Raw genomic sequence first — 18,139 nt, 5'->3', positions numbered from 1 at the left:
CCCGGCCGGGGCGCACGGCCCCGGCCGGTACGGAGAGGGGGCACCATGCACGATCCCAAGAACCTACCGGTCGAGGTCAGGCCGGACCGCACCCTACGCGTGAAGATCATTGACGCGTGCGGGCTCGCCTGCTCGTTCTGCCACAACGAGGGAACGCCCGTCGCGTCCGACAACACCGACCGGTCCGCCGACCAGTTCACCGGCACCCCGGGCCGCTCCGGTCGCGTCTCCATCTACCTCCGCACCCACGGCGCCGACTTCCTGCCGGCGCGCATCCCCGCCGACGCCGATTTCGCCCTCGCCCTCGCCGCGATGCGCGGCAGCCTGCCGACGGGCGAAGTGCACTTCACCGGTGGGAAACCGACGCTTCACCCGGACTTGCCTGGCCTGATCAGGGTCGCTCGGCGTCTGGGGCTCACGGTCGGACTCACCTCGAATGGGCAGAACGGCGCCGCAGTCCTGCCCGCCGCCGCCGAGGCCGGCCTCGACCGCATCAACCTGTCCGTGTTCGGCACCACGCCCGACGAACTGGCCGCAGTGCAGGCCCCGCGCCTCGCCTCTCCGAAGCTCGCCGAGCGCAAGCTCGCCGCCCTCGATGCCACGATCGAGGCCGCGACCGCCCACGGGGTCAAGGTGTCCGCGAACATCGTGATCCCCTCGCGTGACCACGTTGAGCGCGTACTACGGATCATCGGGCGGCATGGCCGCTCCGTAGTGGTACGGATGCTCGTGTCTCTGGAGGACGGGGGCGCCTCGCTCGACGCCATGCAGGCCGTCGTCGACCACCTCGGCGCAACACCGGTCCGGCGCATCGTCACGGCCGGAGCGCTGTGGCCGCCTGTGCCTGGTCGCCGGGCGTCCGGTCCGTCGAAGCCAGGGTCAGGCCGCCGCTTCCGCTCAGGAAGAAATACCCGCTGTCGTGCACGTGCCGTGCAGTCTGGCAACCAGCGCCGATGACGTTCGTCGCAAGACGCGGTGTCACTGCAGGCTTCGGGCTCGGCATCGCCTGCCACCCTGGAGTTCGAAATCCGGGTTTTCATGATGCAATAACCAACGTCTTCGACCCAAAAAGCCCGAAGCGCGCATAGTCGACTGGTTGTCTCATGTCGGGCTTTTCGCCCAATTGATGAGCCGGGCCCACCAGCCACCCCCCGACCGGCTTGGTGAACTCTCTGGGCGCCGAGGGACCTCTGCGCGCGCACCCATGCGCTCCGCAGACTCACAGATGCACCGCTGAGCTGTCGGCACGCCCATGAGCACTTGGTCCACATGCCTCCCGCAGCCCTCATAGGTCATCTTCCGGCACGACCGACAGACAGCACGCTGGCACATAATTCTTCTCCATTAGCTCTTCATTCGAGATCCACGATATCCACGCCACCATCACAAGGGGCTCCAGTATTTTCACCCTCTCCGCAAACAGCTGACTTGTATCAGCACGGGCCGCGGCCACGGGGTCGAATAGTGATCCAAGTGACCTAATTGCCGGTTGTAAATATCCAGACATGAGGGATAGACGCCACATATCCGTTGCGCGGAATATCTCACCACGTAGTGTCAAGTCGTCCGATTGAAAAATACCCTGAATTTGCTCGGGACATCGAAACAGTGATTGCATCACGCCCGGTCGCGGAATGGAGGCACAGAGCCTTATTGTCACTGCCCGTCACCGCGTTGCTTTGCAGATCGTCGACCGAGCGCGGCGAGGGCAGGAATCGAGAACGGCAACCGCTCTCCCCGAACGGGTGGTGTGCGCCGATCAGGAGGGAGCAACGTGAGTTGCTCACACGCCGCAGGATGCCCCCTTTTCCCCCTACTTAGGGCGAGTTTGCGAGGTTGGCGCGAATACTACTGCGACAGCGACGATCGGTGGCTCGGCTGTGCGCGCTACCAGGTGTCACTCACCGGCGAGCGCGTGCCAATCAGCTTGCTGCCCAACGGAGCCCGCGCGCGACACCTCGAAGACGTCGCCGAGGCGGACCGGTCCGGCGCCGCCAACCCAGGGGAGGTACCCCGGCAGGCCCCGCCACCACAGCCCGATCCGTGGTCACCGGAGGCCGCGCCCTGGTCCCAGCCGGCGCCGCCCCGCCCATATGAGCAGTCAGAAACCGGAACCGTGACACCGGGGGCCACGGCCCACTTCGGGGCGACATCTCCGCCGGCACCTGCCTGGCATCACCAACCGTCACCGCCCCCACACATTCCCGAACCTTCAAACAGCCTCGCTCGACGAGCGCGGCAAGCTCCCAGCTCGAAGCGCGGCTGGTTGGCTCGATTTGCCGATTGGATGAGAGGACCCGCATGAGTACCTACTGGCCCTGGTGGGCGGGCGCTATCGGGCTCGCTCTGGTCACCATCAACTACACCCTCATCACCGATCGGTCTTTCGGGGTGTCGTCCGCGTGGGATCGCGTGTTGCACTGGCGCCGCGAACGCCACCTCGAGGAGATGGACGAGGAGTTCGCCGACGATCAAGCTCTCGTTGAGGCGCTCGCCGCAGCTACGGCGGAGCACTTCGGCACCGGCGCGTCCACCCTGCCGCAGGCTCCGCACGGGAATTCACAGCCACTCGAAGCGGATACCGAACCAGCGGCGAGCGAGAGCCCCGCGGCCACGAGCCTGCGCCCGGCCCCGCTGGCCACCCAGGCTGCCCTGCTGATATCGATCTTCCTCGGCGGATTGATCGCCGCGGTCACCTCCGGGCGGTTCCACCTCCGCTACGACATGGGCCCGGGTTTTCGGAACCTGGTCACCGCCAATCCGACCACCATGATCGCCCTGCTGTTCGTGGGAGGCGTGCTGGTCGGCTTTGGCACTCGGCTGGCCGGTGGGTGCAGCTCCGGCCACGGACTCAGCGGCTGCGGCCGTCTACGCCCGGTCAGCATCCTCGCGACCGCCGTGTTCTTCGGCACCGCCATCGTGGTGTCGTTCCTCCTGTGGAAGGTGATCTGATGCGTACCCGGGGCGCGATTCTGCTGGCCAACATCATCACCGGACTGGCCCTCGGTTATACCGTCACCAACATCGGCTTCGGCGACTACGCCGAGCTGAACCACATGTTCACCTTCCAGGACCTGCGCATGCTCCTCTCCTTCGCCGGCGCCGTGGTGATCATCGTGTGCGCATTCGCTCTGCTGCGGGTCCGCCGCACCCCAGGGCGCATCCACAGGGGCGTGATCCCCGGCGCGGTGTTGTTCGGTACGGGCTGGGCGATCTCAGGTGGGTGCCCTGCAATCCCGATCATCCAGGTCGCCAGCGGATACCTGCCCGCCCTGGTCACAATCGTCGGCGTCATCGTCGGTATCCGGCTGTGCCGCTGGGCCAACGCCCGATACTTCCACCTCGACCGCGGCTCCTGCGGGCTGTAACCAGGGACGCCCACCCACACGAGCCGTGGAGGCAGGGGCTCTCGCTTCGACGATCCCCCCGGCCTCACCGAGGTCCGCTACCAGGAGAACTACCGCGAGGAGCGACGCCTGGGCGAGGTCGCCTTCAACTTCGACACCTGGCCCGACCTCCCCGCGTTCCTGGAGATCGAGGGGCCCGACGAGACGTCGGTACGGCAGGCCGCCGCCCTCCTGGAACTCGACTGCTCCGAGGCCCGGTTCGGCAGCGTCGACGAGATCTACAAGAGCGAGGCCGGCCGCGACATCCTCGCCGAGCACACGCCACCCAGGCGGGGAGGGCGGCGGGGCGCCTCGCCTCATCGCCCTCTCCGGGGTCACTACCACTCCAGCGTCGCGACCTGGCGAGCGCGTTCGCCGAGTTCTCTTCATCGACACCGACGCAATCGTGGCCCAGACCGGCTACCCGATCCGCTCCGCCTGGCGCAGTCCTGGTGACCCCCGGCCGCTCCCTCCGGCGGACGCGACCGCTGTTGCCCCGGCCACCTTCAACACGATTGCGAGGCATACGGGTTCGGAATCCCCACGGCCGCACTCCCGTACCTGAATTCCGCCCGGGCCGCCCACCCCGCCTACCCCGCCTACCCCGCCTACCGGGAGAGCCTGAACCTGCTGCAGAAGATGGGCGTCCTCATCGGCTCGCACGAACCCCATCGCCCGAAGGCCCTCGGCGGGACGGACCGGTTTCGTTGGGACGAGGCGTTGGACCTGCTCGGGCCGGCGGTGTCCGGCCGGGGATGATCACCGCCGACGGGCTGGTGCTGGACTCGCCTGCTGCGGAACCATCCGCTCACGCAAGAGGCCAGGTACGGCGAAGCGCCTCGGTCGGCCGAAGTCACCCGAGGCGCTAAGCCGCAGGTCAGAGGATTTCTCCTCGACCTGTGATCGGTAGGCCGTGTGGGACTCGAACCCACAACCAACGGATTAAAAGTCCCGGCAGGATCCTGCCGGGACTTCCGTCAGCTTCCGCACTGGTCCAGAAATGCCTGGTCAGAGGCATATCGCATGCTGGCCGGTCCAAGGTTGTGTGCGCCCTGTCAGCACGTCCGCTCACGCATCGCTCACGCATCCAGGCGCCGTTGAAGACGACCAAGCCAGCACACCTTCCAAATGTTCATCGAGGACCCAAGGTGGGCCGGGGGGCGTTCCGACCTGAGACGGAGAGGTCGACAGGTGGGTTTCTCAACGATCCCCAACGCCGGTGGATGGGACCAGAACTGAGACCGCGGCGCGGCCGGAGCCTTGCCGGTCAAGAGCAGACAGCAGTCGGCCGTGGCGGGTTCGAGTTTGAACCAGCGGCCCATTTGTCCCGAATGAGGTTCGGTCCGGATTTCCACCGGCCGGTTTGCCGTTTCTCCTGGTCACCCGGCGAGAGGCAGTTCTGTATCCCTGGTCGCCCGCAGCGGTCACCTTGCCGACGTCCCACTGGGCACGACCCGGGTCGAGGGACGCGGCCGGGGAGGTTCTGCCGGCGCGGGCTGTACAGGGCCTGGGGCGTCGTACAGGTCTGGGCCGGTCCTGCGGAGACGAGAGATCCGGTCGAGGGCGGCGAGTGCGAACAGGTCCGAGATGACCGGGTAGTCGAAGGGAAGGGGGCGGGGGCCGACCTGGTCGGGCGGGGAGGGGAAGGAACCGTCTTCGCTCTGGCCGGCGAGGAGGTAGGCGGTGGCGGCGGTTGTGGCGTGGGGCGGACCATACCGGGCGACGACAGGGAGAGCCTGTGCGGTGGAGAGGGCGTCGCTGGCGCTGTCTGGCGTATGGCCCCAGCCCCCGTCGGGCTGCTGAGTGGCGATCAGTCGGGCTGCGGCCCGGGCGGTCGCGGCTTCGATCCCTGCGAGGTCGGCGGCCGGGACGGCGCGTGCCGCGTCGAGCGCGTCGACGGCGCGCAGGATGACGCTCGATTCGCTTACGGTCCAACCAGGCGTGAAGGTGCCGTCGGGGTGCTGGGCGTCGAGGATGAAGCGGGTGGCGGCGGTGACGAGGCGGTGGTGGTCCGGACCGTGCGGGGCGAGGGCGAGGACGGCGCCCGCGGTCATGTCCAGATCGGCACGGTCGCTCTCCATCCAGGTGGGGAAGCCGCCGTCGGGGCCAGCCATCGCGGCGAGGTAGGCCGCACCCCGTTGCAGGTGGTGGTCGTAGCGGTGCGGGTCCAGGGCCTGGAGGAACTCCATGGCACGGCAGGTGGTGTCGACATCGGTCTGGCGTACTCCGCTCGCGAAGGGCCATCCGCCGTCGGACGCCTGGTGGGCAGCGACGAACGCGCCGATCCGCGCCGTGTACGGCCGTAGCGCGGGACGGCTGAGGAACACCAGGCCGCCCAAGGCTGTGTTCCACATGTCCTGGCTGTCGAGGAACGGCACCCCACCGTCGGCGTCACGCGCAAACAGCAGACCGGTCACGGCGTCGTCGATCAGCGGGTGGCCGGGGCGGAAGGACTGCAGGGTGTTGAGCCCGAGCAAGTGGGTGCTGGCGCTGGCCTCCCACAGCAGTCTTCCCCCGGCGTCGGCCAGCAGGTCGGACAACTGGAAGCGCTCACGGGTGGAGAGCGCGTGCGGGTAGCCGGTGGCCTGGGCATAGACGGCTCGTACGGCCAGCTGGTTCACCAGAGTGAAGGTGGACAGTGCGGGGGTGGCGGCCTGGGGCGGGGCGTCGGCGGCGTCCAGGCGCAGGCCCCCCAGCAGATGGAGCACGGCGTGCAGCACACTGCGCTTGAACCGGCCGCGGCTTCCCGTTGCCCGCGAAAGACCACCGGTCAGGGGACGTGTGGCGTCGGCGGCGTCGGTGGGCAGGGTGTGCGGACGCAGGCAGGCGTCGATCAGCAAGGCGTCGAGCGGATCGGCGTCCGGGCGGCGCTCTTCGAGGTAGCGGGTCAGCTGCCGCTGCTCGTGCCCATGGCTGCCGCGGGCCCGGAGGAGGGCCAGGAACAGGGAGGTTTCCAGGACACGGCTCGCGCACCGGTCCGGCAGGTCCCCGCCGGGCGCGACTGCCAGGACCAGCCGCCGCTCCAGCGCACCTACGGCCGCTTCGACCCGGTCCGCCCGGGGCTCTCGTCCCCCGCGCTGGGAAGGCAGCGTGGCGCGGTAGCGCTGTGTCTCGTACTGCCAGGCAACCGTGCCGTCCAGGAAAGTACGGATCAGTCCGGCTCGCGACCGGGAGCCGGCGGCCGGCACCCGCACGGCGGCCGTCTCGAACTCGTCCAGCCTCTCCTCCAGCATCGCGCGGGCGGCCGCTGCCGCCTCGCCGCGGCCGACGCCCCGCTCCCGGGCCAGCACGTCGACCAGCCCGACCTGTCCCGGACGCTCCGATCCGGCGTCGAACAGGTCGTTGGTCCAGGCGACGACATCGGCACAGGCCGCGTACAGCGCCTCGGTGTCCTTCGCGCCCGCCGGCGTCCACGAGGAGCGCTCGGCCACCAGCAGCAGAGGCTCCACGGTGATCGTGAGACGGCGCAGCCGGACGTACTCCTCCAAGGAGGGCATGTGGCCCTCCTCCCGCCACCGCAGCTCCTGGAAGGTCGCTTCCGCGAACGACGCGTACGCCGCGGCGAAGCGTGCGCACCACGCCGGCTCGGTCCCCACCACCGTCCGCTGCCACAGGTCCCGCAGAGCCGCGACCGCTGGCGTCCGCGCCTCCGTCCCTGCGCCGGTGACCACCGCGACCAGAGGGTCGAGTACGGATCGGGTCTCCGAGGCCGACGAGACACCACCGGGCAGGTCGAAGCCGTCGTCGACGAGCGTGATGAACGCCCCCCAGCAAGCCAGCAGTTCCAGCTCCCCGGGAGAGGCTCCCGGAGCCACGCGACCAGCCATCCGGCCGTGCCCCATGCGTGCCAGCCGCCGTACCTCGGAGTCCTCCACCGCCAGCCCCCACCGGCGTGCCCACGCCACCGCCGCTCGCTCGGCCGTGGGCCACCAGGGGCTGCACGCCCCGCGTACCGCCGGACCGTCGCTCACCCGCACCATCAAAGAAGCCCTCCGCCACGACACCACCCGCCAGGCCGACAGGAGCCGTCCGCACCGGGCAGGTTCCGTGAAGAAGGAAGACACCACGCGGCGAGAACGCTCCACGCGGGATTCTCCCGGCCGACGCCACGAAGCACCGGTGCCGTATCCGTCGACCAGCCGAACGAGTGAACACCGCCCGGCATCGCGGACGGTGACGGGCGGATCGTCCTGCCGGCCGCCCATTGCGGCTCCGATCGAAGATCAGCAATGCGCTGTTCCAGGCGGTCTACGAAGAGGGGCACCGAAAGACGTGAGCGATCCGGAACGCGCGATGCTGCTGTCCGTCCACCCTCGATTCGCCACGGCGATCCTGGCCGGGAGTAAGACAGTGGAGGTCCGGAGGCAGCGAGTTGCCGCCCCTCCCGGAACCGCCGTGCTCCTCTACGCCACAGCGCCCACGATGGCCATCGTGGGTATGGCGCGCATCGCAGCGGTCCAGGTGGCCTCGCCCAGGGAAGTGTGGTCGGCCAGTCGCACTCGGGCGGGCATCAGCAGGCGCGAATACGACGAGTACATGAGCGGCGCCGTTCAGGCCAGCGGTCTCACTCTGGAGGACCCGGTGACCTTCAGCGATCCTGTTCCGCTGAGTGCTCTGAGGGCTGCCGGTTCATTCCACCCACCGCAGAGCTATCGGTACTTGAAGAGCGACGATCTGCGGCAGGTGGCCCAGGCTGCGCCGACGGCGGACGCCACCCTGCGTGGTGTACTCGGCGAGCTCGTACCCGTCTAGTTTCCGTCCGGCGGATCAAGATCGAGCGGGGCTGGCCTTGACCGCTGTGTCCAGCGCAATCAGTGCCGCAAGTCCGGAAAGTGCGGCGAGCAGCGCGAAGAGGAGTGGGTAGCCGCCGAGCGGTGCGGCCAGGGCTGCGCCAGCAAATGGGGCGAGAGCTGATGCTGTGGTGGTCGGTGCGGCAAGAATTCCGGACAGCCGTCCGTAGTGGGTGGTGCCCCATCGGTCAGTGATCGCGGTGGCCTGCAGCAAGGTGATGTTGCCCCGGATCATTCCGGCGGCGATCGACAGCGCCACCAGCAGGGCGTACGGACCGGAGACCAGGGCGAGTGCTGCGGTGGTGACGCCGCCGAACGCGACCAGCGCGGCAGTTCGGGCGGTCACGCCGGTTCGTGCGGCGAGCGTTGCGTACAGGGTGCGGCCGAGGGTCTGTCCGGCGCCGCCGAGGCCGAGTGCCCAGGCGGCCTGGCTGGTGGAGTATCCGCGTTCGAGGAGAAGTGGGACCAGGGCAACGACGACGGCGTACACGGTGAAGGCGGAAAGGGTGAGGGCTGCGGCGAGCATCCAAAAGGGCCGACTGCGTGAGACCGTGATCGCGGAGTCGCTGGTGTGGGGAGACTGCGGCGGCGCGGCCGGCCATGGGGCCTTGAGTGCGAATACGTGGGCGGGGACGGTCACGGCAGCGAGGATCACGGCAAGCACTGCGTAGGTCATGCGCCAGCTCATGTGGTCGGCAAGAGCTGCGGTCAAGGGTGCGAAGACGGTCGAGGCCAGTCCGCCGGCCAGGGTGACGATGGTGAGGGCGCGGACATGGTCGGGGGCCCACCAGCGTGTCAGTGCAGCGAAGGCGGGCTGGTAGAAGGTGGCCGCCATGGCCAGTCCTGCCAGCAGCCAACCGGCGAAGAACACCGTCAGGTTGGGGGCGGCGGCGATGATGAGGAGGCTCGTCGCGCCGAGGACGGAGCCCGTGGTCATGACGGTGCGCGGTCCGCGGTGGTCGATGGTCCGGCCGATCCGGATCCCGGCGAAGGCGGAGATGAGCAGGGCGGCGGAGAACGCGGCTGTCGTCGCTCCGGTGGGCCAGCCGGTGTCGGCGGTGATGGCTGGGTTGAGCACGGGGAAGGCGTAGTAGACGATTCCCCAGCTGGTGATCTGTGTGATGCACAGCGCCGGGAGTACGGCGCGGGGCCGCGACCGGTCCCCTGTGCCGGTCGCGGCTCCGCGGGCGTCGAGCTCGGTCACGGGCAGCAGCCACCGGCCTCGACCGGTGTGGCCGGGCCTGCTTCGGTGACGGCCGGGTCCGCGCAGCAGGTGCTGCCCTGCTGCTTGGTCATCGAGTCGGCGTCGGCCTTGACGACATACACCTCCCACGGTTCCTGGCCGGGGCCGTGGACCCAGACCTTGTCCTGGAGGGCGTAACAGCAAGTGGTGTCGTTCTCGACGTCGGTTGCCAGGCCCTGGTCCGCGAGGCGGGTGGTGGCGGCGTGGACGGCTTCGGTGGTGTCGACTTCGGCGCCGAGGTGGTCCATGCGCGTGTCCTCGTCCGGCGTGCCCTGGATGAGGACGAGTTTGAGCGGGGGGTCGGCGATGGCGAAGTTGGCGTAGCCGTCGCGCAGTTTGGCCGGCTCGGTACCGAAGAGCTTGCTGTAGAAGGCGATCGAGGCGGGAAGGTCGGGGACGCGCAGGGCGAGTTGCACTCGGGACATGACGATCCTCCTGACGCAGGGTGGAAGCGCCCCGGCCGTTGGCCGGGGCGCAGGGGTTCAGGCTCCGCAGCAGCCGCCGGACGTCGATTCGTCGGCGGCTGCGACCGGCAAAGAGGTACCGACGCCGATCTGTACGAGCGAGGGCGCCGGAGTGGCGCAGCAGCCTCCGCCGTCGGCCTGACCGGCTGCCGGGTCGTCGAAGATGCCGGAGCCGCCGCACACTCCGGTTTCGGGGAGGGTGAGTTCGACCTTGTCGGCGGATGCCAGGTCGCCGGCGATCGCGGCGACGATGGAACGGACCTGCTCGTAGCCGGTCCTCGCGAGGAAGGTGGGGGCGCGGCCGTAGGACTTCATGCCGACCAGGTAGATGCCGGGTTCGGGGTGGGAGAGTTCGCGGTGGCCGTGGGGGTAGACGGTGCCGCAGGAGTGCTGGTTGGGGTCGATGAGCGGGGCGAGCTCGGTGGGGGCCTGGAGGCGTTCGTCGAGGCCGAGACGGATCTCGGAGAGGAAGGACAGGTCGGGGCGGAAGCCGGTCAGGACAATCACCTCGTCGACCGGGTCGAGGCGGCGTCCGTCCTCGCCGGTCAGGGTCAGGCGGTCGTCATCGGTGCGCTGGATGCTCTCGGTGCGGAAGCCGGTGACCGCGTCGGCGTGGCCGTTGTCGACGGCGGCCTTCGCGGCCAGGCCGAGGGCGCCGCGGGCGGGGAGCTGGTCGGCGGTGCCGCCGCCGAACGTGGATCCGCTGATGCCGCGGCGCAGGATCCACACCGCGTGTGTGCCGGGCTCGTCCTTCGCGAGGTCGGCGAGGGTGGCCAGGGCGGTGAACGCGGAGGCGCCGGAGCCGATGACGGCGGTGCGCTTGCCTGCGTAACGGTCGCGGACGGCCGGGTTCTTGAGGTCGGGGACGCGGTAGGTGATGCGGTCGGCCGCGGTCTTCTCGCCGAGGGCGGGCAGGCCGCTGGCCCCGGCCGGGCTCGGGGTGGTCCAGGTGCCGGAGGCGTCGATGACGGCGCGGGCGAGGGCGCGCTCCTCGCTGCCGTCGGCGGTGGTGAAGTGGACGGCGAAGGGCTGGGTTTCGCGGTCGGCGTCGACGATGCGGTCGCGGCCGGTGCGGGAGATGCCGGTGACGGTGGCGGTGTAGCGGACGCGATCGCCCAGGACGTCGGCCAGCGGCTGGAGGTACTGCTCGGCCCAGTCCCCGCCGGACGGGTAAGTGGCCGCGTCGGGCTTGGTCCAGCCGGTCGGCGCCAGGAGCTTCTCGGCGGCCGGGTCGGTGACCTCACCCCAGGTGGAGAACAGTCGCACGTGCGACCAGTCGCGGACCGCTGCGGCGGCGGCGGATCCTGCTTCCAGGACCAGCGGTTCGATGCCGCGTTCGACCAGGTGGGCGGCGGCGGCCAGCCCGGCGGGGCCGGCTCCGATGACGACGACCGGCAGGTCTGCAGTGGTGGTCATGGCGGTGATGTCCTCCGAGATAGGCGGCTGGTCCGGCAGCTGCTTCGATTGCTGTCGATATCTGGAGCTTGCCATCGGGTATCGACGAGTGTCAACATAGACGTATGTCGAAGTCAGAGATTGCGGAGCTGCCGGTCCTCGACGCGGGAACTGTGATGCCGTGCTGCCCGCCGATCACCGCCGGGGAACTGTCGCAGGACGACGCGGAGAAGATGGCCCTCATGTTCAAGGCCCTGTCCGACCCGGTACGACTGCGCCTGTTCTCCAAGGTCGCCTCGCACCCGGGCGGCGAGGCGTGCGTCTGCGACATCTCCGACGTCGGCGTCTCCCAGCCGACCGTCTCCCACCACCTGAAGAAGCTGCGCGAGGCTGGTCTCCTGACCTCCGAGCGGCGCGGGACCTGGGTGTACTACCAGGTTGCGCCGTCCGTCGTGGCGGCCATGTCCGCCATGCTCGACCTGCGCACCTGATCTCCGGCCGGCGCCTGGCGGTCAGCCGGTGCAGTCGGGCGGGCAGCACCGCGCCAGGTACGCCTGGAGGGCGGAGACGCGCTGGGCCATCGTGGCTCCGTCGGCCCGGTAATAGACCTGCTTGCCTTCCTTGCGGGAGACCACCAGGCCGCCGCGACGCAGCAGGCTCAGGTGCTCCGACGCGGTCGACGGCTTCAGTGTGCAGCGGTCGGCGATCTCGCCGACCGTCAGCTCGATCCCGCCGGTGAACTGCTGCATCACCTTCTGACGGGTTTCGCTGGCCAGGGCCTTGAGGAAGTCGGCCGTCGCCGGATCCACCGCGGACGTCTCAACGCTGTTCTCTGTCACCGCACCCTGCCCAACATTTCGTCACTTCCCGGAATAACGACTCAAGTGAAGGGTCACGTTCTCATGGAGCATGCCGATCTCATCGTCATCGGCGCCGGGCAGTCCGGCCTGGCCACCGCGGCCCTCGCCCCGCGCCACGGCTTCACCCGCATTCTGGTCCTGGAGGGCGCCGAGGAGCCGGGCGGGTCCTGGCCCAGGTACTACGACAGCCTCACCCTGTTCTCCCCGGCCCGGTACTCGTCCCTGCCCGGGACGCGCTTCCCCGGCGACCCGGACCGCTACCCGCGGCGGGACGAAGTGGTGGACTACCTGCGCGACTACGCCAACCGTCTGCCCGCCGACATCCGCACCTCGACCACCGTCACCTCCGTGACACGCCAGGACGGCGCCTGGTCCGTGCGGGCCGAGGGCGGGCGGGAATTCACCGCGCGGGCGGTCATCGCCGCGACCGGTGACTACGGCACCCCCTTCGTTCCGGACGTTCCCGGACGGGCGGACTTCGGCGGCCGGGTGCTGCACGCCGCCGACTACCGCAGCCCCGACGCATTCGCCGGGCAGAGGGTCGTCGTGGTCGGCGGGGGCAATTCCGCGATCCAGATCGCCGCCGAACTCGGCCCGCTCGCCGACACCACCCTGGCCACCCGTCGCCCGATCGGATGGACCCCCCAGCGCCCGCTGGGCCGGGACCTGCACTGGTGGCTCAAGCACACCCGCCTCGACGTCGCGCCGATCCGGCGGCTGTTGGCGAAGGTGCCCGTCTCCGTGCTCGATGACGGCCACTACCGCACCGCCCTGGACCAGCACGGCGTCGACCGACGCGACATGTTCAGCCGCTTCACGGCCGACGGCGTTGTGTGGGCCGACGGAACAAAAGAGGAGGTCGGCGCGGTCCTGCTCGCCACCGGATACCGCCTCACCTTCCCCTACCTGACCGAATCAGGCGCCCTGGACACCAACAGCGCGCCCCTGCATCGGGGCGGTCTCTCCACCGCGGTCCCGGGTCTCGGCTTCGTCGGCATGGAGTTCCAGCGCAGCTTCTCCTCCAAAACCCTGCGCGGCGTCGGCCGGGATGCCGGGCACGTCCTGAAGCGAATGCGTACCGCAGTGACTAGGTGAACCAGGATCAGGAGTAGTGGGAGGCTGTCGTAAGCGCCTGTTGCAGCTGGCTGATGCTGGGTGCGCCGTCCAAGCCTTCGGGCGTGCGGTAGAGGCGGCAAGCCATCCCCCACGTCCGTCCGGCTTCCGCGAACGGGTCTTCTCCGTTGATGAGGATGGTCGGGGAGCCGGTGAAGCCGATGCGTTCGGCCTCGGCCTGGTCGGTGACCACCCGCGTGACGACATCGGCCTCGTCCAGCCCGGCCACCTCCAGCGCCTGCCGCAACCGGCCAACAGCCAGCTCTTCGTTCGGGCATTCCTTCACAACCACGACCTCGATCCGCATGCCTCCGGCATGCCCCAGGCACTCAGGGCAGTAGCTCGGCGATCTGCCGGACGGCATCGGGTCGGAGGCTCCACGCCGGCAAGGAACGGGGAGGGCGAGTTGGCCTTGAAGAGTCGCGACAACCGCTGTCCATGCTCCGTCGGGACCGTGTTCCCGCACCGGTCAGCAGCAGTCGCAGCCGGGCGGGCAGTCACCGCAGGCGTCCGCCTCGGCGCCCGGGGACGACACCGTGGCGGCCGGTGACGTGCAGCAGCCCTTTCCCTGCCAGGCGTCGCGGCCTTCCTTGACCGCGACGGCCGCGATGACCAGGGCGGCGATCGGGTCGGCCCAGGACCAGCCGAGCGTGGCGTTGAGGACCAGGCCGACCAGGAGGACGGCTGAGAGGTAGGTGCACAGCAGGGTCTGCTTGGAGTCGGCGACCGCGCTGGCCGAACCCAGTTCGCGTCCGGCCTTGCGCTGGGCCGCGGACAGGAACGGCATGATCGCCAGGGACAGCGCGGCGATGACGATGCCGGGGACCGACTGCTCCGCTTCTCCGGTGCCCGCCAACGCCCGGACGGCGTCGACGGTGACATACGCGGCAAGTGCGAAGAACGACACCGCAATGATCCGCAGGGTGGTCTTCTCCCTGGCCTCGCGCACTGCGTGCTCGCGGGCGGAGAACTGCCAGGCGACCGCCGCGGCGGAGGACACCTCGATGACCGAGTCCAGGCCGAAGCCGACCAACGCGGTGGAGGAGGCCACCGTCCCGGCGGTGATCGCGACGATGGCCTCGATGACGTTGTACGTGATGGTCGCGGCGACCAGCAGGCGTATCCGGCGGGCCAGCATGTCACGGCGGGTCGGGGAGGGGCCCAGGGATATCTCGGCGGTCATGGTCAGCAGCAGCCCTTCTCCGCTGCGTCCGCGCAGGTCTTGTCCGCCTCGACCGCGAGGACCGCGGTGCGCAGGTCGTCCAGCGCGTGTCCCAGACGTTCGTCGGCCAGCTCGTATCGGGTGCGGCGGCCTTCGGGCAGGGCCACGACCAGGCCGCAGTCCCGCAGGCACGCCAGATGGTTCGACAGCCGGGTGCGGGAGATGCCCAGCGCCTCGGCGAGGTCGGACGGATAGCCCGGAGCCTCACGCAGGACGAGCAGCAGCCGGCAGCGGATCGGGTCGGCCAGCGCCCGGCCGAACCGGGTCAGGACGTCAAGCTCGGTGGCGAGGGTCAGCATGGACAGAACAATACACGGATGCTTGAATCCAGAAAACCCTGAACTGTTGGAGGTCTGCCATGCCCCGCCGCGTCCCGATGTCCCAGCCGATACGCGCCGCGTTCACCGCCGAGATGGCCGCCGCCCGCGCGCCGGGGCCGATGCGGGAGAGATGGCGGGCCGCGGAGCGGGCCCACATCCTCTCCCAGCCCTGGCCGATGGCCCACACCCGCACCCACGCGGTGATGCTCCGCCTCGCCGTACGCGACTGGGACCTGAGGGAAGTCTTCGGCCAGCTCGTGCGGCTGGCGGTGGCCGGCCCCGGCTCGGCGGCGGGGAAATACCCCGACGGCAACACCGGCCGCACCCGGGACGGACTGACCACCCCCATGCCCATCCCCGACGACCTGGCCGCACTGCTGCGCGGGGCCGGCGTCGCCGTGAAGCCGTGATGCCTTTTGCGTCTGCTGCTGCCGGGGCAAGCAGGCTGGTTCGCTCAGGTGGATGGCCTTCGGGAAGGGCGAAGCACTGGCCTGGCCGCAGGCCAGTCGCACGGACTGGCAACCCTTTCCGGATCCGGCCCGCATGCCTCCGGCGCTCAGGCCAGCAGTTCGGTGATCTGCCGGACGGCGTCGCGGGCGGGGCGCCCGACGCCGATGAGGGTGGCGGAGGCCGGGCCGGTCCAGTCGCCGTAGCCGAGCAGGTGCAGCCGTGGCTCGCCGATCGCTCGGGTGCCGTCGGTGGCGATGTGGCCGCGAGCCGCGCGCAGGCCCAGCGGGGCGAGATGGGAAAGAGCGGGGCGGAAGCCGGTGCACCAGATCACCGCGTCCACCCAGGCGGATGTTCCATCGTTCCACCGGACGCCGTCGGCGACCAACCGCTCGAACATCGGCTGGGCCTTCAGTAGTCCGGCGTCGCCTGCCGCGCGGACCGGTGGGACGGCAACGATGTCGCCGAGTGAAGCGACGCCTCCGGTATCGGTGCGGCCTTCGTCCAGGGCGCGGCGGCGGGCGGTGGCGGCGTCGAAGAGGGCGCGGCCGTCGATGTCGTCGGCGAGGAAGCGGGGCGGGCGCTGGGTGACCCAGGTCAGGTCGATGCCGTCGTGGGTGGCGAGGTCGGCGGCGATCTGGGCGCCGGAGTTCCCGCCGCCGACCACGACGACCCGCTGTCCGGCGAAGTCGGACGGGCGCCGGTAGCCGGTGGTGTGGAGCTGACGGCCGCTGAAGACCTCCTGGCCAGGGACGGCGGGCAGGAAGGGACGCCACCATGTGCCGGTCGCCGAGACGACCGCCCGCGCCGACCAGGTGCCGGTGTCCGTCTCCACCCGCAGGCGGTCACCGTCCCGGCGCACCGCCCGGACGCGGACCGGGCGGTGCGCCGGGCAGGTGGTAGCGCTGCTCGTAGTCGGCCAGGTGCTCCACCACGTGTCCGGCGTCCGGGTACTCCTCGCCGGGCTGGGCGGGCATGATGCGGCCGGGCAGTGAGGAGAACGCGGCCGGGGAGAACAGGTGCAGGGAGTCCCAGGTGTGCTGCCAGGCCCCGCCGGGCGTGCTCTGCGCGTCGAGGATGACGAAGTCCAGCTTCTTGCGGCGCAGATGGTAGCCGACGGCGAGTCCTGACTGTCCGCCGCCGATCACCACCACGTCCACCGTGCCGGTCACGGGGTCGGAGCCGATGCGGCCGGTGCCTCGGCTGCGGCACACACCGGGCACAGCACCGTCCGCGCCTCGGCCTCGCCAGGGGTTCCGATCAGGCTGCCCCGACGCACGCTCCGGGTCGCGATGCGGGCGTGCGCCGCGCAGACCCCGGCTCCGCAGCCCTGGCAGACGCCGACGGTGGTGCTGTTCGTTCCCGTGGTGCGGCAGTCGAGGCAGTGCATCAGATGTCCCTTCCCGGGGTGGTGAGTGCTGCGGGGCTGAACTTCTTGCGCCAGGCCAGGGACACGTACACGAGTCCGATCAGGACGGGTACCTCGATGAGCGGGCCGACGACGCCGGAGAGGGCCTGGCCGGAGGTGACGCCGAAGGTCGCGATGGCGACGGCGATGGCGAGTTCGAAGTTGTTGCCTGCCGCGGTGAACGCCAGGGTGGCCGTGCGGTCGTAGGCGAGACCGAGGGCCTTGCCGAGCAGGAAGGTGCCGAAGAACATGATCGCGAAGTAGACCAGCAGCGGCAATGCGATCCGGACCACGTCCAGGGGCTGCGAGGTGATCGTCTTCCCCTGCAGGGCGAACAGGATGACGATCGTGAAGAGCAGCCCGTACAGGGCCCAGGGGCCGATCTTCGGCAGGAACTTCGCCTCGTAGTTCTCGCGGCCCATCTTCTGTTCGCCGATGCGGCGGGTGAGGAACCCGGCCAGCAGCGGGATGCCGAGGAAGATGATGACGTTGAGGGCGATGTGCCAGACGGAGACGTCCAGGCCCTGGCCGTCGCCGAGGTTCAGCCACCGGGGCAGCAGGTCGAGGTAGAACCAGCCCAGCAGGCCGAACGCGATGACCTGGAACACGGAGTTCAGTGCCACGAGTACGGCGGCTGCTTCGCGGTCGCCGCAGGCGAGGTCGTTCCAGATGATGACCATGGCGATGCAGCGTGCGAGGCCGACGATGATCAGGCCGGTGCGGTACTCGGGCAGGTCCGGCAGGAAGATCCACGCCAGCGCGAACATGACCGCCGGGCCGACGATCCAGTTGATGACCAGCGAGGACACCATCAGCTTGCGGTCGCCGGTGACGGTGTCGAGCCTGTCGTAGCGGACCTTGGCCAGGACCGGGTACATCATGACGAGCAGGCCGAGCGCGATCGGCAGGGAGATCCCGCCGATCTCGATCTTCGCCAGCGCGTCGTTCATCCCCGGGATCAGCCGCCCCAGCCCCAGGCCGATCGCCATGGCGAGCAGGATCCACACCGCGAGATAGCGGTCGAGCGTGGAGAGCTTCCTGACGATCGAGTCGTCTCCTCCCCCAGCCTGGTCCGGAGCGGGGGCCGTCGTGGTGCGCTCGGTGGTCACGGGCAGGCCCTCTTGTTCCCGGCTGCGGTACGGGCGGACTCGGCCAGCGCGGCGAACTGCTCGGAAAGGCCGGCCAGGACCTCGGGACGCAGCCTGTAGTAGGTGAAGCGGCCGCACGGCTCCGTCTCCACCACACCGGCCTCGCGCAGCACCCTCAGGTGGTTGGACAGGTTGGTCTGCTTCGCGCCGGTCTCCTCGACCAGGTGCGTCGTGCAGAGCGTCTCGCGGGCCAGCAGGGTCACGATCCGGAGGCGGAGCGGATCGCCCAGCACCCGGATCAGATCAGGATCGACTGAAGTCAGCATGTACTGATACTCTCACATCATTGCCTGCTGATACCAGCGGGGGCTGAAGTCATTGGCGGCTGGTACCGCCATGCGAC

The 18,139-nt window shown here is 69.7% G+C and carries 17 protein-coding genes and 4 pseudogenes; 9 read left to right on the top strand and 12 right to left on the bottom strand.

The features are described from left to right. Positions 1 to 45 precede the first annotated feature (45 nt). The 5 genes and pseudogenes from ACFVV1_RS33810 to ACFVV1_RS33790 form a co-directional block, all read left to right on the top strand. Positions 46 to 828: pseudogene (locus tag ACFVV1_RS33810) on the top strand (radical SAM protein); the annotation flags it as partial. A 1,473-nt stretch (positions 829 to 2,301) separates the two neighbouring features. After that, positions 2,302 to 2,952: a YeeE/YedE family protein gene (locus tag ACFVV1_RS33805; protein ID WP_389997330.1), complete on the top strand. Its 651-nt coding sequence runs from the start codon at positions 2,302 to 2,304 to the stop codon at positions 2,950 to 2,952. Next, positions 2,952 to 3,368: a YeeE/YedE thiosulfate transporter family protein gene (locus tag ACFVV1_RS33800; protein ID WP_266747500.1), complete on the top strand. Its 417-nt coding sequence runs from the start codon at positions 2,952 to 2,954 to the stop codon at positions 3,366 to 3,368. The genes ACFVV1_RS33805 and ACFVV1_RS33800 overlap by 1 nt, the downstream gene beginning before the upstream one ends. Positions 3,369 to 3,428: 60 nt before the next feature. Then, positions 3,429 to 3,668, top strand: a pseudogene (locus ACFVV1_RS33795) (adenylyl cyclase); the annotation flags it as partial. A gap of 103 nt (positions 3,669 to 3,771) precedes the next feature. After that, positions 3,772 to 4,145: pseudogene (locus ACFVV1_RS33790) on the top strand (flavoprotein); the annotation flags it as partial. 665 nt (positions 4,146 to 4,810) lie between these two features. Here the strand turns inward: ACFVV1_RS33790 and ACFVV1_RS33785 are convergent. Further along, positions 4,811 to 7,357 carry a prenyltransferase/squalene oxidase repeat-containing protein gene (locus ACFVV1_RS33785; RefSeq protein WP_389997327.1) on the bottom strand — a complete coding sequence of 849 codons (2,547 nt, stop codon included), beginning with the start codon at positions 7,355 to 7,357 and terminating at the stop codon, positions 4,811 to 4,813. A gap of 301 nt (positions 7,358 to 7,658) precedes the next feature. Between ACFVV1_RS33785 and ACFVV1_RS33780 the strand changes: the two genes are divergently transcribed. Beyond that, entirely contained in the window at positions 7,659 to 8,138 is a 480-nt protein-coding gene (locus ACFVV1_RS33780; protein ID WP_389997324.1) for an ASCH domain-containing protein, read from the top strand. Between the two features lie 15 nt (positions 8,139 to 8,153). On the opposite strand, the gene ACFVV1_RS33775 is transcribed toward ACFVV1_RS33780, so the two are convergent. From ACFVV1_RS33775 to ACFVV1_RS33765, 3 genes are read right to left on the bottom strand one after another with little or no spacing between them, the layout of a single operon-like run. Next, positions 8,154 to 9,380, bottom strand: a complete 1,227-nt coding sequence (locus ACFVV1_RS33775; RefSeq protein WP_389997321.1) for an MFS transporter — start codon at positions 9,378 to 9,380, stop codon at positions 8,154 to 8,156. Then, positions 9,377 to 9,844, bottom strand: coding sequence for an ArsI/CadI family heavy metal resistance metalloenzyme (locus ACFVV1_RS33770; RefSeq protein ID WP_389997319.1), 468 nt, complete (start codon positions 9,842 to 9,844; stop codon positions 9,377 to 9,379). The genes ACFVV1_RS33775 and ACFVV1_RS33770 overlap by 4 nt, the downstream gene beginning before the upstream one ends. Positions 9,845 to 9,901: 57 nt before the next feature. Further along, positions 9,902 to 11,299 (bottom strand): NAD(P)-binding domain-containing protein, encoded by a 1,398-nt coding sequence (locus ACFVV1_RS33765; protein ID WP_389997316.1) that lies wholly within the window; start codon positions 11,297 to 11,299, stop codon positions 9,902 to 9,904. A gap of 104 nt (positions 11,300 to 11,403) precedes the next feature. Here ACFVV1_RS33765 and ACFVV1_RS33760 point away from each other — a divergent pair, with 104 nt between their 5' ends. After that, entirely contained in the window at positions 11,404 to 11,769 is a 366-nt protein-coding gene (locus ACFVV1_RS33760) for an ArsR/SmtB family transcription factor (protein ID WP_389997314.1), read from the top strand. Positions 11,770 to 11,790: 21 nt separating this feature from the next. Here ACFVV1_RS33760 and ACFVV1_RS33755 read toward each other — a convergent pair whose 3' ends face one another. Continuing rightward, positions 11,791 to 12,117 (bottom strand): ArsR/SmtB family transcription factor, encoded by a 327-nt coding sequence (locus ACFVV1_RS33755; protein ID WP_389997311.1) that lies wholly within the window; start codon positions 12,115 to 12,117, stop codon positions 11,791 to 11,793. 63 nt (positions 12,118 to 12,180) lie between these two features. Here ACFVV1_RS33755 and ACFVV1_RS33750 point away from each other — a divergent pair, with 63 nt between their 5' ends. Beyond that, positions 12,181 to 13,233 (top strand): flavin-containing monooxygenase, encoded by a 1,053-nt coding sequence (locus tag ACFVV1_RS33750; RefSeq protein ID WP_389997308.1) that lies wholly within the window; start codon positions 12,181 to 12,183, stop codon positions 13,231 to 13,233. A gap of 7 nt (positions 13,234 to 13,240) precedes the next feature. On the opposite strand, the gene ACFVV1_RS33745 is transcribed toward ACFVV1_RS33750, so the two are convergent. The 3 genes from ACFVV1_RS33745 to ACFVV1_RS33735 form a co-directional block, all read right to left on the bottom strand. Then, positions 13,241 to 13,558 (bottom strand): DsbA family protein, encoded by a 318-nt coding sequence (locus tag ACFVV1_RS33745; protein ID WP_389997306.1) that lies wholly within the window; start codon positions 13,556 to 13,558, stop codon positions 13,241 to 13,243. Between the two features lie 162 nt (positions 13,559 to 13,720). After that, positions 13,721 to 14,434, bottom strand: coding sequence for a cation transporter (locus tag ACFVV1_RS33740; RefSeq protein ID WP_389997303.1), 714 nt, complete (start codon positions 14,432 to 14,434; stop codon positions 13,721 to 13,723). Positions 14,435 to 14,436: 2 nt separating this feature from the next. Then, entirely contained in the window at positions 14,437 to 14,772 is a 336-nt protein-coding gene (locus ACFVV1_RS33735) for a metalloregulator ArsR/SmtB family transcription factor (RefSeq protein ID WP_356090477.1), read from the bottom strand. 59 nt (positions 14,773 to 14,831) lie between these two features. On the opposite strand from ACFVV1_RS33735, the gene ACFVV1_RS33730 reads away from it, so the two are divergent. Next, positions 14,832 to 15,203: a DUF3703 domain-containing protein gene (locus ACFVV1_RS33730; protein WP_389997300.1), complete on the top strand. Its 372-nt coding sequence runs from the start codon at positions 14,832 to 14,834 to the stop codon at positions 15,201 to 15,203. Positions 15,204 to 15,349: 146 nt separating this feature from the next. Here ACFVV1_RS33730 and ACFVV1_RS33725 read toward each other — a convergent pair. The 4 genes and pseudogenes from ACFVV1_RS33725 to ACFVV1_RS33710 all read right to left on the bottom strand — a co-directional run bounded on the left by ACFVV1_RS33725 (position 15,350) and on the right by ACFVV1_RS33710 (position 18,062). Continuing rightward, a pseudogene (locus ACFVV1_RS33725) lies at positions 15,350 to 16,412 on the bottom strand (ArsO family NAD(P)H-dependent flavin-containing monooxygenase). Next, positions 16,409 to 16,630 carry a DUF2180 family protein gene (locus ACFVV1_RS33720; protein ID WP_389997298.1) on the bottom strand — a complete coding sequence of 74 codons (222 nt, stop codon included), beginning with the start codon at positions 16,628 to 16,630 and terminating at the stop codon, positions 16,409 to 16,411. The pseudogene ACFVV1_RS33725 and the gene ACFVV1_RS33720 overlap by 4 nt, the downstream one beginning before the upstream one ends. Continuing rightward, on the bottom strand, positions 16,630 to 17,757 hold the full coding sequence (arsB, locus tag ACFVV1_RS33715) for an ACR3 family arsenite efflux transporter (protein WP_389997295.1): 1,128 nt from the start codon (positions 17,755 to 17,757) through the stop codon (positions 16,630 to 16,632). Before arsB ends, ACFVV1_RS33720 begins: the two co-directional genes overlap by 1 nt. After that, a complete protein-coding gene (locus ACFVV1_RS33710) occupies positions 17,754 to 18,062 on the bottom strand; it encodes an ArsR/SmtB family transcription factor (protein WP_389997293.1) in 309 nt (102 codons plus the stop codon). The genes arsB and ACFVV1_RS33710 overlap by 4 nt, the downstream gene beginning before the upstream one ends. Positions 18,063 to 18,139: the final 77 nt, after the last annotated feature.

Origin of the sequence: Streptomyces sp. NPDC058092 (assembly GCF_042884935.1) — a bacterium.
In the GTDB taxonomy this organism is placed as follows: Bacteria; Actinomycetota; Actinomycetes; order Streptomycetales; family Streptomycetaceae; genus Streptomyces.
Note: the sequence above shows the minus strand (reverse complement) of the source record. Positions and strands in the feature narration are given on the sequence as shown.